A 16034-nucleotide genomic window follows, 5' to 3' on the forward strand; every position below is an offset into this window, starting at 1 on the left:
ATGCAAAACAGTTTGTTGAAGCCACGTATTATCGATGTTGAAGCTCTCGGTGCAGGTCACGCCAAGGTCGTGATGGAACCGTTCGAGCGCGGCTATGGCCACACATTGGGTAACGCGTTGCGCCGCGTTCTGCTGTCGTCGATGGTAGGCTACGCGCCGACCGAAGTGACGATCGCTGGCGTCGTCCACGAATATTCCTCCCTCGATGGCGTGCAAGAAGACGTCGTCGATCTGTTGCTGAACTTGAAGGGTGTGGTTTTCAAAGTCCACAACCGCGATTCGGTAACCCTGACCCTGAAAAAAGAAGGCGAAGGCGCGATCCTGGCCTCCGATATCGACCTGCCGCATGACGTCGAACTGATCAACCCTGACCACGTGATCGCCCACCTGACCGCTGGTGGCAAGCTGGACATGCAGATCAAGGTTGAAAAAGGCCGCGGCTACGTTCCTGGTAACGTGCGTCGCCTGTCGGAAGACACGAACAAGACCATCGGCCGCATCATTCTGGATGCGTCGTTCTCGCCAGTGCGCCGCGTATCGTACTTCGTTGAATCGGCCCGCGTTGAACAGCGTACCGACCTGGACAAGCTGATCATCAACATCGAAACCAACGGCGTGATCTCGCCGGAAGAAGCGATCCGCCAGTCGGCCCGCGTCCTGGTGGACCAGTTGAATGTGTTCGCTGCCCTGGAAGGCACGGAAGCCGCCGCCGAAGCGCCATCGCGCGCTCCGCTGGTCGATCCTATCCTGTTGCGTCCAGTCGACGACCTGGAGTTGACCGTGCGTTCGGCGAACTGCCTGAAAGCGGAAAACATCTACTACATCGGCGACCTGATCCAACGTTCGGAAAACGAACTGCTGAAAACGCCAAATCTGGGCCGCAAGTCCCTGAACGAAATCAAGGAAGTGCTGGCATCGCGCGGCTTGACCTTGGGCATGAAGCTGGAAAACTGGCCGCCTGCCGGCCTGGAAAAGTAATCGCAGTAAAAGCAAGTTGTAGCAAACTGCCTGGGACAGGTGTCCCAGGCTTTTATTTTGTAGTACCAAACCGGTCCGCGGCTGTAAGGGGTTTCCCACTCAGCTGATCGAAGAACTGGAATTTAAACACTCACCGAAAGGATTTATCATGCGTCACGGTCACGGCCTCCGTAAACTGAATCGTACCTCGTCCCACCGTCTGGCAATGCTGCGCAACATGACAGTATCGCTGCTGCGTCACGAAGCGATCAAAACCACCCTGCCAAAAGCAAAAGAACTGCGCCGCGTTGTCGAGCCAATTCTGACCCTGGGCAAAACCGACTCCCTGGCAAACAAGCGTCTGGCCTTCAACCGCCTGCGCGACCGTGAAATGGTCGTCAAACTGTTCGCTGAACTGGGCCCACGTTTCGCCAACCGTAACGGTGGTTATGTGCGTATCCTGAAAATGGGTTTCCGCGTCGGCGATAACGCTCCTATGGCGTTCGTTGAACTGATGGATCGTCCAGATACGACCGAAGCAGTTGAAGTTGCTGGCGAGTAATCCCAGTAATTGCTTCAATGAAAGCCAGGCCTAGCCTGGCTTTTTTGTTTTCTGCTGCAGCTATCCTTGCTGCGGTGTACTATTCTTCTTTCGCGCCGGCCCTGCAGCCACTGCACGCCCCGCGCGTCCTCTGTCGAATGGTTGAAAAGGTAGTTCATGTCCCGTTTCCCCTCCAGCGCCACCGCGCGCGCCGCTCCCCTGCATCAACTGCTGATCTGGTTTGCCACCTGTTTGCTGCTGGCCATGGCCGTCTTTGGCACGGGTCAAGCCCGCGCCGACGATGAATTCCTCGACCCCGAGCTGGCCTTCAAGTTTTCCGCCCGCATGCAGGATCCGGCCACCATCGCCGTCACGTATGTGATTGCCGATGGCTACTATATGTACCACGAGCGCTTCAAGTTCGAGGCCGTGGGCGCCAAGCTGGGCACGCCGGTGTATCCGGCTGGCAAGGTCAAGTTCGACGATACCTTCCAGAAGAACGTGGAAACCTTCCGCAAGACCCTCACCATCACGATTCCCGTGGAAGCTGCCGGGCCGTTTACCTTGAAAGCGACGGGACAGGGCTGCTCCGACAAGGGCCTGTGCTATGCGCCGCAGGATGCGACGGCCCAGCTGGTGGGCGGTGGCGGCGGCCAGAGCATGGCGCCGGGCGGCTTGCCGTCGAAGTTCGCCTTGCCGGCCGCACCGGCGGTCGACACGGTGGCCGTCAACGGCCCGCAGGCGCAGGCGTCGCCTGGCGTGTCCGTGCTGAGCATTCCGCAGGCCGACATCACCAGCACGCCCGAGCCGGCCGCGGCGGCGCCCGCGGCGGCAAGCTCCGCGCCCGCGCAAAGCGAGATGGGCAAGATCGAAGCGGCCCTGAAGGGCGGCAAGCTGCTCGTCATCGTGCCCCTGTTCATGCTGCTGGGCCTGGGCCTCGCATTTACGCCGTGCGTGCTGCCGATGGTACCGATTTTGTCGTCGATCATCATCGGCGATGGCGGAAAGGTCAGCCGCTCGCGCGGCTTGCTGCTGTCGCTGACGTACGCGCTGGGCATGGCCATCGTCTACACGGCGCTGGGCGTGGCGGCCGGTCTGGCGGGCGAAGGCCTGGCGGCCCAGCTGCAAAACCCGTGGGTGCTGGGTTTCTTTGCCCTGCTGATGGCGGGCCTGGCGCTGTCGATGTTCGGCTTGTATGAACTGCAAGTGCCGGCTTTCCTGCAAGGCAAGCTGACGTCCGTATCGAACCAGCAATCTTCAGGCCGCCTGGCGGGCGTGTTCGTCATGGGCGCCATTTCCGCCCTGATCGTGGGACCCTGCGTGGCCGCGCCGCTGGCCGGCGCCTTGCTGTACATCAGCCAGACGCGCGATGTCGTCATCGGCGGCAGCGCCCTGTTTGCCATGGCGGTGGGCATGAGCGTGCCTTTGCTGCTGGTGGGCGTGTCGGCTGGCACCTTGCTGCCCCGTGCCGGCGCCTGGATGGATGCCGTCAAGCGCTTCTTTGGCGTGCTGCAACTGGGCGTGGCCTGGTGGCTGGTCTCGCCCGTGCTGCCGGGCGCCGTGCAGATGCTGGGCTGGATGGTCTTGTTCGTCGGCTATGGCATGTATTTGTTGGTGGGCAAGAGCGGCGCGAAGAACGCCTGGGTAGCCAAGGCCTTCGGCCTCGTGTTTGCCTTGCTGGGCGCGATGCAACTGGTGGGCGTGGCCAGCGGTGGCCGCGACCCGCTGGCGCCGCTGGCCCACCTGGGCGGCGGGCAGGTGCATGCCCAGCCGTTTACGCGCGTGAAGACCGTGGCGCAGCTGGACGCGGCGCTGGCCCAGCTCAATGGCAAGCCGGCCCTGCTGGACTTTTATGCGGACTGGTGTGTGTCGTGCATCGAGATGGAAAAACTGACCTTCGTCGATCCCGCCGTGCGCGAGAAGATGGGGCAAGCCGTGCTGCTGCAAGTGGACGTGACGGCCAATGACGCGGACGACAAGGCTATGCTGAAACGTTTCCAGCTGTTCGGCCCGCCGGGCATCATCATGTTCAACCCGCAAGGGCAGGAAATTGCCCAGTCGCGCGTGATCGGCTTCCAGAATGCAGCCACCTTCCTGGCCTCCTTGCGCAAGCTCGACGAGTAGGCCGGGTAGGTCGGGTTAGCCCCTAAGGGCGTAACCCGACACCACCATACACGCCAACAAAGTTGTCGGATTACGGGCCTGCGGACCTAATCCGACTTACCCGGCTTTCGGCTGCTGATGCATGCCATGGTGGCCACCGCGATGGCCGCCGTGCTTGCCGCCAGGCACGCTGTCATCAAACACTTTCTTTTGTTCCGGCGTCAGCACGGCGTAGAAGGTTTTCAGCGAGGCCAGACGGCTTTCCTGGCTGGCGATGCGTTCCTTCGACATGGCGATCCATTGCTCCATGCGTTCCGGCGCCGACAGCTTGGCCATCGCTTCGCGCTTGGCCTTCCAGTCACCCATCGGTTTTTTCGGCGCGTTGGCGGCCGTGAATGTGGCCCAGGCCGGTTCCTGCGCGGCCGTCAGCTTCAGCTTGTCATGCAGGCGGGCCTGGTACTTGGCCATGCGCTCGGCAGGATTGCCGCCGCGGTGCTGGCCGCGGTGGCCGTCATGTTGCATCTTGGTGCTGGCGGCAGGCGCGCTGGCGGCCGCTTCCTGGGCGTGGACGGTCAGCGATGCCGCACCCATGCCGAGTACGCTCATGGCGATGATCAAGTTCTTGCGCAAGGTTGTCATTGAGGCGTTCATCTGGATTCCTTTGTAAAAGTGAGGGATGTACATGTTGCTGCACATGAATCCATGTTGGACGCGCCATGTTTCCCCGAAGTGTCCGCTGCCAGACAGTTTGTATCTATATGTTTCTTCGGGTCTTCTATATACAAGACGATACAAATGCGTTGTGCAAGGGCGGGGGAAGTGGGGATAATTCGTACCATGGAACCCACTTCTACAATTCTCATCGTCGACGACGACCGCGATATCCGCAGCTTGCTGGCGGACTACCTGGAAACGAACGCCTACCGCACCCTGGGTGCGGCGGATGGCACGGCCATGTGGAAAATCCTCGATGAAACGCGGCCCGACCTGATCGTGCTCGACTTGAACCTGCCTGGTGATGACGGCCTGACCTTGTGCCGCAAGCTGCGCGCCCAATCAACCGTGCCGGTGATCATGTTGACGGCGCGCAACGAGCCGCTGGACCGCATTCTGGGCCTGGAAATGGGCGCCGACGATTACTTGCCGAAGCCGTTCGAGCCCCGCGAATTGCTGGCGCGCATACGTAGCGTGCTGCGCCGCAGCCATGCCATGCCGTCGAACGTGCCGTCGGACAAGGCGCAGCAAATCCGCTTTTCCGGCTGGACGCTGGACCTGACGGCGCGCCACCTGCTCAATCCCAGCGGCCTGGTGATCATGCTGTCGGGTGCGGAATTCCGCTTGCTGCGCGTCTTCCTGGAACACCCGAACCGCGTGCTCAACCGCGACCAGCTGCTGAACCTGACGCAGGGCCGCGACGCCGACCCGTTCGACCGCTCGATCGATATCCAGATCAGCCGTCTGCGGCAAAAGCTCGGTGAAGATGCCCGCTTGCCGCAAATTATCAAGACCGTGCGCAACGGCGGCTACGTGCTGGCTGGCCAGGTCAATGTGGAGCCGCACGCGTGAAGGCCTTCCTGGGCTCGATGACGGGCCGTGTCTTCATGTTCTTGTTGATCGGCATCGTCGCTTCGGCCGCGCTGACGCAGTGGCTGGCCGTGGGCGAACGCCAGCGCGCCATCGAGCAATACCGCGACTACCACGCCGTCGAGCGGGCCGAGCAGCTGGTGATGGCGGCCGACGTGGTGCCGCTGGCCTCGCGCGCCGCCTACCTGAAAGTGGCCAACAAGGGCAGCGTGCGCCTGGAATTGCGTCCCGATACGGAACATAGGCCCGGTGCGCCGACGGAATTTTCCACGGCCCTGCAAGCCAAGCTGGGCGAAGGCTTCAAGGTCAGCGCGCTGGCCGAACGTCCGGCCGCCTGCGTCAAGCCGCGCCAGTCGCCGGGTATGTTTTCCGCCAAGCCATGGGGCGGCACCTGCGAAAACCTCGACGTGCGCATGCAGGATGGCCACGTGCTGCGCCTGATGGTCTTGCCACCGCGCCAGCAGCCACCGTTCAATGAACATAACGACTGGATGACCCTGCTGCCTTTCCTGATCAGCATCGCCATCCTCGCCTATCTGGTCACGCGCATGACCATGCGCCCGCTCAAGCAGCTGGCGCAGGCGGCGAAAGACCTGGGCAATGACATCAACCATCCGCCGCTGACCCTGTCGGGCGCCAGCGAGATCCGCCAGGCCAGCGCCGCCTTCAATGCCATGCAGGCGCGCATCCGCCAGCATATTTCCCAGCGGACACAGATGCTGGCGGCCATCACGCACGACTTGCAGACGCCGCTGACGCGCTTGCGCTTGCGCCTGGAAAAAGTGGCGGATACGGAATTGTATGACCGCCTGGTGGGCGACCTGTCGGCCATGCAAAGCATGGTCAAGGAAGGGCTGGACCTGGCCCGCTCGATGGACAGCACGGAAGCGATGCAGGCGCTCGATCTCGATTCCCTGCTCGATAGCGTCTGCTCCGACGCGGCCGATGCCGGCCAGAAAGTCACCCTCAGTGGACAGGCGGGCATGGCCTTGATGGCGCGCCCCATTGCCATGCGGCGCTGCCTGGTGAACCTGATCGACAATGCCGTCAAATATGGCCTGTACGCGCAGGTGACCGTCGAGCGCATCGCCGGTGCCGCGCGCATCTGCATCCGCGACGGCGGGCCGGGTATTGCGCCAGATCAACTGGCTAAAGTGTTCGAACCGTTTTACCGCATCGAGACGTCGCGTTCGCGCGAATCGGGCGGCACGGGCCTGGGCCTGACCATCGCGCGCAATATCGCCGAGCAGCACGGCGCCACGGTTTCACTGCTCAATCACGTCGACGGTGGACTGGAAGTCACCCTCATCGTGCCAGAGTATTACGCAGGAAAGTGAGCATTTCCGTGCGACAATATTGTGCTTTATGCCCCCTGGCAACTACATTCAACCTGCAGCCCTGCGCTGCAACAGCGTGACAGAACAATGAAAAAGACTAGTCTGGCAATCCTCGTGGGTGCGGCCCTGTGTATCGGTGGCGGCATCTGGTATTTCACTCATCAGTCCGGCTCGGCGACCAGTGGGCAGGATGGTAAAGGGGGCAAGGGTGGACAGGCGCCGACGACCGTGAGCGTGGTCGCGCCGGTGCGCCAGGATGTGCCGATGGTGCTGCAAGCCAATGGCAGTGTGATGCCCATCAGCAGCGTGGACTTGCACCCGCAGACGACCAGCACGATCACCAAAGTGCATATCCGCGAAGGCCAGTTCGTCAAGCAGGGCGAGCTGATGTTTACGCTGGACGCGCGCAGCGAGCATGCGAATGTCGACAAGGCGCAGGCGCAGGTCTTGCGTGACCGCGCCTCGGTGCAGGACTTCGAGCGCCAGCTCAAGCGCAACCAGGATTTGCTGAGCAAGAATTTCATCGCCCAGGGCGCCGTCGATACCCTGCAAAGCCAGCTGGACGCGGCACGCGCCTTGCTGGCCGCCGACCAGGCTGCCTTGCGCGCGGCCCAGGTCGACTCCAGCTACACCGTCCTGCGTGCGCCGCAGGCGGGCAGGGTGGGCGCCATCAATGTCTACGCGGGCAGCCTGGTGCAGCCGACCACGTCGCTCACCAGCATCACCCAGCTCGACCCGATCGACGTGTCGTTCACCTTGCCGGAAAGCAGCCTGTCCGGCTTGCTGGCGGCGCAAAAGGCGGGCGAGGTGCCTGTCACGGCGCTGCTGTCCGATGCGGGCGGCAAGCAGCTCGATGGCAAACTGAATTTTATCGACAATGCCGTCGATCCCGCCACGGGCGTGATCAGGATCAAGGCCCGTTTCAATAATGGCGGCACCGATTTGTGGCCCGGCCAGTACGTGAATACGCAGCTGACCGTGCGCACCCTCAAGGATGCGCTGGTGATCCCGCAAAACGCCATCATCACGAGTACCGCCGGCACCTTCGTGTATTCGATGGAAGCGGACAACACGGCCAAGATGCGCAAGGTGACGCGCGTGTATGCATTCGGACCGAACGCCGTCGTCACCGGCCTGGCGGGCGATGAAAAAGTCATCGTCGATGGCAAGCAGAACTTGCGTCCAGGTAGCAAGGTGCGCCTGGTGGAAAAACACAAGGCTGCCGATGGCGCTGCCGCACCGCAGGGCAAGCCAGCATGAATCTGTCCGAACTGAGCATCCGCCGCCCCGTCATGGTGGTGCTGCTGTCCCTCTCCATCATCCTGGCCGGCGTGCTGGCCTATCTGCAAATTCCCGTGGCGGCCTTGCCGAGCTATAACACGCCCGTCATCAATGTGAGCGCCGACCTGGCCGGCGCCAGCCCGGAAACCATGGCCTCGTCGGTGGCCTTGCCGCTGGAAAAGCAATTTTCCACGATTTCCGGCCTCAGCCTGATCACCTCCACGAGTACGCTGGGCAATACCTCGCTGACCCTGGAATTTGACGCCAGCATCAATGTCAACGAGGCGGCCGTCGACGTGCAGGCGGCCCTGCTGCGCGCGCAGCGCCAGTTGCCGACGGAAATGACGGACTTGCCGTCCTACCGCAAGGTCAATCCCGCCGATGCGCCGGTGCTGTTCATCCAGATGACGTCGCCATCGCTGAACTTGTCGGACCTCAACGATTACGCGGAAAACCTGATCGCCCCCAGCCTGTCGACCTTGCCGGGCGTGGCCCAGGTCATCGTGAATGGCCAGAAGCGCTTTGCCGTGCGGGTGCGCGCCCGTGCCGACCTGATGAATGCGCGCAATCTGACGATGGACGAATTGGCCACCGCCTTGCGCACCTCGAACACGAATTCCCCGCTGGGCATTCTTGACGGCCCGAGCCAGACCCTGACCATCCAGGGCAATCCGCAAATGATGAAAGCGGCCGACTTTGCCGAACTGATCGTCGCCAGCCGCAATGGCCAGCCCGTGCGCCTGAAAGACGTGGCCGAGGTGGAAGACAGCTTTCAATCGATCAAGGCCGTCGGCAGTTTCAATGGCGAGCGCTCGATCAGCCTGATGGTGCAGCGCCAACCGGACGCCAACACCGTGCAAGTGGTCGATGGCGTGCGCCGTTTGCTGCCGGGCTTCAAGGAACAATTGCCGCAGTCGATACAGATCAGCCTGGTCAACGACCGTTCGCTGTCGATCCGCGAAGCCATCCACGACGTGAATCTGACCTTGGCCCTGACGGTGGTGCTGGTGGTGCTGGTGATCTTCCTGTTCCTGCACCGCGCGGCGGCCACCTTCATTCCTGCCGTCACCATGCCGATTTCCCTGCTCGGCGCGCTGGCCCTGCTGTACTGGCTCGGCTACAGCCTCGATAACGTTTCCCTGCTGGGCATTACCCTGGCCGTGGGCCTCGTCGTCGACGATGCCATCGTGGTGCTGGAAAACATCGTGCGGCATATCGAGATGGGCAAGAAACCCATACGCGCGGCGCTGGAAGGGGCGAAAGAGATGGGCTTTACCATTATTTCGATCTCCGTCTCGCTGGTGGCCGTGTTCATCCCCATCTTCTTCATGCCGGGCGTGATCGGCTTGCTGTTCCATGAATTCGCCGTTGTCGTCTCGCTGGCCGTGCTGGTGTCGGCCGTCGTGTCGCTGACCCTGGTGCCGATGCTGGCCAGCCGCTTCCTGCCGGCCGATTCGCGCGAGCACAATGACAGCGACCCCAGCCATGGCGAAAAAACCTTTATCGGCCGCCATTTCGAAGCGGGTTTCACAAAATTGCGCAACGGTTATGTGCATCTGCTCGACAAGGCCCTGGCGCACCGCAACGTGGTGCTGTTCGTTGCCGTGTGCACCTTTGCGCTGACGGTGCTGCTGTACGCGACGATACCGAAAGGTTTCTTCCCGGAAGAAGACCTGGGCCAGATCCAGGTGAATACGGAAGCGTCGGAAGATATTTCCTCGGCGGCACTGCAGGATTTGCAAGCCCGCGTGGCGGCCGTGCTCAAGGCGGACCCCAGCGTGCAGGACGTGACCTCGTTCGTCGGCGGCGGCAACACGGGCCGCATGTTCATGGTCTTGAAACCGCGCAGCGAGCGGCCGAAAATGCCGGTGGTGCTGGAAAACCTGCGCCGCGCGGCGGGCACCGTGCCAGGCATGGCCGTGTATTTCCGGCCCGTGCAAAACTTGCAGCTGGGCGGGCGCCAGAGCAAGAGCCGCTACCAGTACACCTTGCAAAGCGTCAGTCCCGACGCCTTGAATGACTGGGCGGAAAAGTTTATTGCCGGCATGCGCACGGATCCCGCCTTCCGCGACGTCACCAGCGATTCGCAGATCAAGGGCTTGCAGGCATCGCTCAGGATCGACCGCGACAAGGCCAACCTGCTGGGCGTGCAAATGTCCGACATCCGCACGGCCCTGTACAGCGCCTTTGGCGAGCGGCAAGTGTCGACCATCTATTCCTCGGCAGCCAGCTACTACGTGATCCTGGAAGCGGCCACGGCCGACCGCCAGTATGACGATGCGCTCACGCGCGTGTCCGTGCGCAGCAAGACGGGCGAACTGGTGAAACTGTCGAGTATTGCCTACGTGGAACGCACGATTGGGCCTACCTCCGTGAATCACCAGGGGCAGTTGCAGGCCGTCACCATCGCCTTCAACCTGGCGCCCGACGTGCCGCTGGGCATTGCCACGGGCAAGATCGATGCGATGGCCAAGGACATGAGCTTGCCGGCCTCCATCATCACGCGCTACGGCGGCGACGCTGCCGTGTTCCAGAGCTCGCAGTCCAGCCAGATCATCCTCATCATTGCCGCGCTGGCCGTGATCTATGTCTTGCTCGGCGTGCTGTATGAAAGCTATATCCACCCGCTGACCATCCTGGCCGGCTTGCCATCGGCGGCAGTGGGAGCGCTGCTGACCCTGCGCCTGTTCGGCATGGACCTGACCATGATCGCCATCATCGGCATTTTGATGCTGATCGGCATCGTCAAGAAAAACGCCATCATGATGATCGACTTCGCCCTGCATGCGCAGCGCAACGACGGGCTGGCGCCGGCGGAGGCCATCCGCCAGGCGTGCATCCTGCGTTTCCGCCCCATCATGATGACGTCGGCGGCGGCCTTGATGGGCGCCTTGCCGATCGCCCTGGGCCTGGGCGCCGGCGCCGAGCTGCGCCAGCCGCTGGGCCTGGCCGTGGTCGGCGGCTTGCTCTTTTCGCAAGTGATCACCCTGTTCATCACCCCCGTGATCTATCTGTTCCTGGACAAGTACAGCGGCACGGGACCGTTGACGGACGAGCAATTGGTGGCGCTCGACAACAAAGCCTGAGCCGCCACACGGCCAGCACCGGCGCCCCGTTCCTCAGTGAATGCGGCGCCGGTTTTGTATGGGCCGTGATACATACGGTAACAACCGTCAAGCGACGGCTCGGGTACTCTGGTTACCGCTGCAAGGAATGTCGCTATCCTGTACGCTTCGGGTTGGATATGCCGAGGAAGTGTTCCCAAAAGCAAGGGACTCTGGCACTATGGCTGCCCTGTAAGATTACTTTTGTCGCTACACAGAAAGCACGATTCATTTTGCATGACACGACCCATTTGATGGCTGCCGATTCCGATGTTTGCCCCACCTGCGGGCAAGTGATCCAGCCACCACCGGCCTACGGGTCCACGACCAGCACCATGCGCAAGGTGGCGCTCGGCGTGTCCGTCTTGCTGCACGTGCTGCTGGCGGCGTATGCATTGTTTCGCAGCGATACGATCGAAAAGATCCCGCCGCCGAAGAAGGAAAGCGCGATGGTTTACATTGCGCCACTGAAAGACAAGCCGCAGCCGCAGCCGAAACCCACGCCGAAGCCGAAGGACACGAAGGTGGCCAAGGTCAAACCGCCACCGGCGCCGAGCAAGCGCGTGGTCACAAAAGACGTGCCGCGCGACAAGCCAAAACTGGAAACATTCACGCCGCCGCTGGTGTCGAAGGTGCCGTTGCCGCCGCCGCCGGCTGAAGACATGAGTTCGATGATCGAGCAGCGCCGCAAGCAGCGCGAGGCGCAAAACCCCGCGCCGCCGGCCGAGGAAAGCGAAAACGACCGCGCCATGCGCGTGGCCAAGGCGAATATCGCCGGCGCCCAGGGACGCAATTCCGGCAGCGACCGCGAGGATTCGGGCGGGGTGTTTTCCATCGTCAACCAGACTTCGTTCAGTGCCGAAGTCAAGTTCAAAGGCTGGAACGGCAACTTCAAGCGCAACTGGCTGAAGCAGGAAAAAGTCGAGCTGGGCAATGAGCCCGATATCGAAACGGCCATCTTGAAGAAGATGATCCAGCTGATCCGTGCCGAAAAGCCCGGTGATTTCGTCTGGGAATCGCGCCGCCTGGGGCGCAACGTCAACCTCAGCGCCCGCGTGGAAGACACGGCCGAGCTGATGGCCTTCCTGCGCCAGGAATTCTTTTCCGAGAAACGGCCAGGGCCGGGACGGCGCTAGGCGCTCGTAAAACTGGCAATAAAAAAGGCTGCACCGTGTGAACGGGCAGCCTTTTTTTACGCAGCGTTGATCTCGATCAAGCCGATTTGTCGGTTCCTGCTTCCGGCTCGACATCGTCTTCCATGTCGATCAATTCGACCATCTGGGCCGCGCCATCTTCGCTGATGCCGGCCAGTTCCATGATCTTGTCGTTGGCTTCGTCGATGCCGACGCGCTTCAGGGCCGAGAACAGTTGCACGGTGAACGGGAAACCGACGCCGTCTTCATCCACGTAGCTGTCGAGCTTGGCTTTCGCCTGGCGCAAGGCATTCACGGATTCATTGCGGTTCAGCTTATCGACTTTCGTCAGGATGCAGTGGATCGGTTTGCCCGTCGGGGCGAACCATTCCAGCATCTGGATGTCCAGGTCGGTGAATGGGCGGCGCGAATCCATGATCAGGATCAAACCCGCCAATTGCTCGCGGCGCTGCACATAGTCGCCCAGCAGGCGCTGCCAGTGCAATTTGGCCGAGCCCGAGACTTCCGCGTAGCCGTAGCCCGGCAAGTCGACCAGCAGGCATTCGATCTCTTCAACGATGGTGGCATCCTTGCGGTGCTGCGCCACGTGGGCGCCGCCGATGGAGAAGTAGTTGATATGCTGGGTACGGCCAGGTGTCTTGGAGGCGAACGCCAAGCCTTTCTGATTACACAAGATGTTGATGGCGGTCGATTTACCGGCATTGGAGCGGCCGGCAAAGGCGATTTCCGGCACCGTGGTATCGGGCAGGTCACGCAATTGGTTGACGGTCGTAAAGAAGCGGGCTTGCCAGAGTTTTGACATGGGAGTAGTAAAGCAACAAAAGGGAGCGATAAGGGAGCGATAACGCCAAGAAGCTATTGTACAATAAGGGGTTGTTTATTGTTGCCGGCGTAGCAGCGATGCGGCTTGCGGCCCTGAAAATAAAGCAAAAATCCACAGGGCGCGGCAATGTCCACCACTAATTTCTCACTGTCTCAGGGTGCCTGAATGAATCGTGCGTTTTCACCGTTTATCAAATCCATGCTGCTCGCTTTGCTGGCTGTATCGGCAACTGCCTCTGCGGTCGAAGCAGCGAAACCGGCCGTCAAGGTCGACGCGGCCAAGGGCGCTACCCTGTACGCCGATGGCGATGCGGCACGCGGCCTGCCTGCCTGCGTCTCCTGCCATGGCGCGGCCGGCAATTCGACCATCACGGTCAATCCGAAGCTGGCCGGCCAGCACGAAAGCTATATCTACAAGCAACTGGTCGACTTCACCACGCCGGAGCGCAACCAGCCCGTCATGACGACGTACGCGAAGATGCTCAGCGACGCCGACAAGAAGAATATCGCCGCCTACCTGGGCGCGCAGCTGTCCAAGCCGGGCGCCGCGAAAAACAAGGACACGATCGACCTGGGCAAGAAAATCTACCGTGGTGGCATTGCTTCCAAGCAAGTTGCTGCCTGCGCCAGCTGTCATGGTGCGACGGGCAATGGTATTCCCGTCCAGTATCCGCGCATCGCCGGCCAGCACCAGGACTACACGGTGGCCCAGCTGGCCATGTTCCGCAGCACCAAGGCTGATGCCCGCAAGAACAGCGCGCAAATGCACACCATCGCCGCCCGCATGTCGGATGACGAGATCGCCGCCGTTGCCGATTACATCGCCGGCCTGAAGTAAGTTTTCATAGTGGCAAGAGATTGCCAGGCGCACCAGCGCGCATGAACCAGGGCGGCCGTCTCGACAGGCTGCCCTTTTTTATGGCAGGGGCCAAACAGGAGTATGCTGCCGCCTTGCGCGGAGAAACTATCTGCTCCATGCCTAAATTTTCTTGAAGATTGCATATCCCGTATGAGTATCAACGTATGAGCACAGGCACGACCGGAATCGAGTTAAAGACCCAACGCCGCAGCCTGGCTGAATTCGTCGAGCTGGTCTCGTCGATGCGCTTTGCCATCAGCCTGCTGACCCTGATCGCCGTCGCGTCCATCATCGGCACCGTGCTCAAGCAAAATGAGCCCATGCCCAATTATGTGAACCAGTTCGGCCCGTTCTGGTTCGCCGTCTTCGACAAGCTGAGCCTGTACTCCGTGTATTCGGCCTGGTGGTTCCTGGTCATCATGGGTTTTCTCGTCGCCTCGACCTCGCTGTGTATCGTGCGCAATGCACCGAAGATGCTCAAGGATATGCGCAGCTGGCGCGACAATGTGCGCGAACAATCCCTGCGCAATTTCCATCACAAGGCGGAATGGCAGGCGCCGCTGCCACGCACCGTGCTGGCGCAGCTGATGGTGATGCGCCTGAAAGACGCCGGCTACGCGGCCAAGGTGGTCGAGAAGGACAACGCCACCCTGGTCGCTGCCAAGCGGGGCGCGGCCAATAAATGGGGCTATATCTTTGCCCACGGCGCCATCGTCATCATCTGCGTGGGCGGCTTGCTCGATTCGGAAATGCCGATCCGCGTACAGCAATGGTTCTTCGGCAAGACGCCGTTTTCCGGCAGCGGCGTGATCGCCGACATTCCCGCCCAGCACCGCCTGAGCCTGTCGAACCCCACTTTCCGCGGCAACACCATGATCCCGGAAGGCGCGTCGAGCAACACGGCCATCATTCCCCAGGCCGATGGCGTGCTGATCCAGGACCTGCCCATCACCATCCTGCTGAAAAAATTCCACATCGATTTCTACAGCACGGGCATGCCCAAGCTGTTCGCCAGCGATGTCGTGGTGACGGATCATGAAACAGGGGAAAGTTTCCCTGCAACCATCAAAGTCAACCAGCCGCTGCTGTACAAGGGCCTGGCCCTGTACCAATCCAGCTTTGAAGATGGCGGCAGTAAGCTCAAGTTGACGGGCTTTCCCATGACGGGCAAGACGACGAAACGCTTCGATATCGGCGGCGAAGTGGGCGGCAGCACCCCGCTCGAGCGCAGCGACGGCAATTCCTACACGGTGGAATGGTCGGGTTTCCGCCCGTTCAACGTGGAAAACCTCAGCGCCGGCCAGGACGTGCGTGCCGTCAGCAAGGCGGAAAGTTTCAACGATAAGTTTGCCGTCGGCCTCGATAAACGCCTCGGTTCGGCCGCGAAGAATGCGAACAACAAGGATCTCAAGAACGTCGGTCCTTCGGTGCAATACAAATTGCGCGACAAGACGGGCCAGGCGCGCGAGTACCAGAACTACATGCAGCCGGTCACCGTGGATGGCACGACGGTGTTCCTGGCCGGCATGCGCGTCAACCCCAGCGACCCGTTCAGCTATCTGCGCATTCCCGCCGATGACAATTACAGCGTGAACGAATGGATGCGCTTGCGTGCCGCGCTGCAAGATCCCGCGCTGCGCCAGCAGGCCGCCACGCGCTATGCGGCGCGCGCCATGCCGCAACCGGGTGCGGAAGCCTTGCGCGGCCAGTTGCAGGAATCGGCGGCGAAAAGCCTGGGCATCTTTGCCGGAAATGGGCAAGAGGGCGGCTTCCTCGCCATTTCGCGCTTCCTGGAGAAAATTCCTGCCGCCGAGCAAGAAAAAGCGGCCGATATCTTCATGAAGATACTGAATGGCAGCCTGTGGGACTTGTGGCAGGCGGCGCGCGCCCAGGATGGCTTGAAAGCCATCGAGGCCGATGACAAGCATGGCCGCTTCCTGCAACTGGCCACGAATGCGCTGTCCGACAGCTTCTTCTATGGCGCGCCCGTGTATCTGCAACTCGACGACTTCACGGAAATCAAGGCGTCCGTGCTGCAGGTGACGCGTTCGCCGGGCAAGAGCGTGGTCTACCTCGGCTGCCTGTTCCTCGTGATCGGCGTGTTTTCCATGTTTTATATCCGCGAGCGCCGCCTGTGGGTGTGGATCAAGGATGGCGAGGGCGGCAGCGATGCCTTGATGGCCATGAGCACGCAACGCAAGACGCTGGATTTTGAAAAAGAATTTGAGAACTTGAAGGCAAAGCTGCCGCAATCGGCGTAAGCTGCGCTGTGTCTGGGACGCTTGCGCGTCG

General features: G+C 61.4%; 12 protein-coding genes. 10 read left to right on the top strand and 2 right to left on the bottom strand.

Annotated features, from left to right (window positions below; translation table 11 throughout):
- The 3 genes from LSO07_RS03170 to dsbD all read left to right on the top strand — a co-directional run bounded on the left by LSO07_RS03170 (position 1) and on the right by dsbD (position 3622).
- Entirely contained in the window at positions 1-978 is a 978-nt protein-coding gene (locus tag LSO07_RS03170; protein WP_008444343.1) for a DNA-directed RNA polymerase subunit alpha, read from the top strand.
- Positions 979-1126: 148 nt separating this feature from the next.
- Positions 1127-1519: a 50S ribosomal protein L17 gene (gene rplQ / locus LSO07_RS03175; RefSeq protein ID WP_034753219.1), complete on the top strand. Its 393-nt coding sequence runs from the start codon at positions 1127-1129 to the stop codon at positions 1517-1519.
- A 156-nt stretch (positions 1520-1675) separates the two neighbouring features.
- Positions 1676-3622: a protein-disulfide reductase DsbD gene (gene dsbD, locus LSO07_RS03180; RefSeq protein ID WP_151092249.1), complete on the top strand. Its 1947-nt coding sequence runs from the start codon at positions 1676-1678 to the stop codon at positions 3620-3622.
- A 96-nt stretch (positions 3623-3718) separates the two neighbouring features.
- Here the strand turns inward: dsbD and LSO07_RS03185 are convergent, their stop codons facing one another.
- A complete protein-coding gene (locus tag LSO07_RS03185) occupies positions 3719-4252 on the bottom strand; it encodes a Spy/CpxP family protein refolding chaperone (protein ID WP_170846394.1) in 534 nt (177 codons plus the stop codon).
- A gap of 186 nt (positions 4253-4438) precedes the next feature.
- Here LSO07_RS03185 and LSO07_RS03190 point away from each other — a divergent pair, with 186 nt between their 5' ends.
- From LSO07_RS03190 to LSO07_RS03210, 5 genes are all read left to right on the top strand, one after another.
- Positions 4439-5167 carry a response regulator gene (locus tag LSO07_RS03190; protein ID WP_034753223.1) on the top strand — a complete coding sequence of 243 codons (729 nt, stop codon included), beginning with the start codon at positions 4439-4441 and terminating at the stop codon, positions 5165-5167.
- A complete protein-coding gene (locus tag LSO07_RS03195; protein WP_034778284.1) occupies positions 5164-6522 on the top strand; it encodes an ATP-binding protein in 1359 nt (452 codons plus the stop codon). The genes LSO07_RS03190 and LSO07_RS03195 overlap by 4 nt, the downstream gene beginning before the upstream one ends.
- An 87-nt stretch (positions 6523-6609) precedes the next feature.
- A complete protein-coding gene (locus LSO07_RS03200) occupies positions 6610-7782 on the top strand; it encodes an efflux RND transporter periplasmic adaptor subunit (protein ID WP_151092251.1) in 1173 nt (390 codons plus the stop codon).
- Positions 7779-10889 carry an efflux RND transporter permease subunit gene (locus LSO07_RS03205; RefSeq protein WP_034778288.1) on the top strand — a complete coding sequence of 1037 codons (3111 nt, stop codon included), beginning with the start codon at positions 7779-7781 and terminating at the stop codon, positions 10887-10889. The genes LSO07_RS03200 and LSO07_RS03205 overlap by 4 nt, the downstream gene beginning before the upstream one ends.
- Before the next feature lie 272 nt (positions 10890-11161).
- Positions 11162-12043: a hypothetical protein gene (locus tag LSO07_RS03210; RefSeq protein ID WP_225317160.1), complete on the top strand. Its 882-nt coding sequence runs from the start codon at positions 11162-11164 to the stop codon at positions 12041-12043.
- A gap of 76 nt (positions 12044-12119) precedes the next feature.
- Here LSO07_RS03210 and yihA read toward each other — a convergent pair whose 3' ends face one another.
- Positions 12120-12863, bottom strand: coding sequence for a ribosome biogenesis GTP-binding protein YihA/YsxC (gene yihA / locus LSO07_RS03215; protein ID WP_099395868.1), 744 nt, complete (start codon positions 12861-12863; stop codon positions 12120-12122).
- A gap of 186 nt (positions 12864-13049) precedes the next feature.
- On the opposite strand from yihA, the gene LSO07_RS03220 reads away from it, so the two are divergent.
- On the top strand, positions 13050-13721 hold the full coding sequence (locus LSO07_RS03220) for a c-type cytochrome (protein ID WP_034778295.1): 672 nt from the start codon (positions 13050-13052) through the stop codon (positions 13719-13721).
- Between the two features lie 185 nt (positions 13722-13906).
- A complete protein-coding gene (locus LSO07_RS03225; RefSeq protein ID WP_151092253.1) occupies positions 13907-16003 on the top strand; it encodes a cytochrome c biogenesis protein ResB in 2097 nt (698 codons plus the stop codon).
- Positions 16004-16034 lie beyond the last annotated feature (31 nt).

This window comes from Janthinobacterium sp. PLB04 (assembly GCF_021165895.1).
In the GTDB taxonomy this organism is placed as follows: domain Bacteria; phylum Pseudomonadota; class Gammaproteobacteria; order Burkholderiales; family Burkholderiaceae_D; genus Janthinobacterium; species Janthinobacterium lividum.

Excerpts from the sequence above, each read along its gene's own strand:
- LSO07_RS03170 (WP_008444343.1), top strand. The coding sequence starts at position 1 with ATGCAAAACAGTTTGTTGAAGCCACGTATTATCGATGTTGAAGCTCTC.
- rplQ (WP_034753219.1), top strand. The coding sequence starts at position 1,127 with ATGCGTCACGGTCACGGCCTCCGTAAACTGAATCGTACCTCGTCCCAC.
- dsbD (WP_151092249.1), top strand. The coding sequence starts at position 1,676 with ATGTCCCGTTTCCCCTCCAGCGCCACCGCGCGCGCCGCTCCCCTGCAT.
- LSO07_RS03185 (WP_170846394.1), bottom strand. The coding sequence starts at position 4,252 with ATGAACGCCTCAATGACAACCTTGCGCAAGAACTTGATCATCGCCATG.
- LSO07_RS03190 (WP_034753223.1), top strand. The coding sequence starts at position 4,439 with ATGGAACCCACTTCTACAATTCTCATCGTCGACGACGACCGCGATATC.
- LSO07_RS03200 (WP_151092251.1), top strand. The coding sequence starts at position 6,610 with ATGAAAAAGACTAGTCTGGCAATCCTCGTGGGTGCGGCCCTGTGTATC.
- LSO07_RS03205 (WP_034778288.1), top strand. The coding sequence starts at position 7,779 with ATGAATCTGTCCGAACTGAGCATCCGCCGCCCCGTCATGGTGGTGCTG.
- LSO07_RS03210 (WP_225317160.1), top strand. The coding sequence starts at position 11,162 with ATGGCTGCCGATTCCGATGTTTGCCCCACCTGCGGGCAAGTGATCCAG.
- yihA (WP_099395868.1), bottom strand. The coding sequence starts at position 12,863 with ATGTCAAAACTCTGGCAAGCCCGCTTCTTTACGACCGTCAACCAATTG.
- LSO07_RS03220 (WP_034778295.1), top strand. The coding sequence starts at position 13,050 with ATGAATCGTGCGTTTTCACCGTTTATCAAATCCATGCTGCTCGCTTTG.
- LSO07_RS03225 (WP_151092253.1), top strand. The coding sequence starts at position 13,907 with ATGAGCACAGGCACGACCGGAATCGAGTTAAAGACCCAACGCCGCAGC.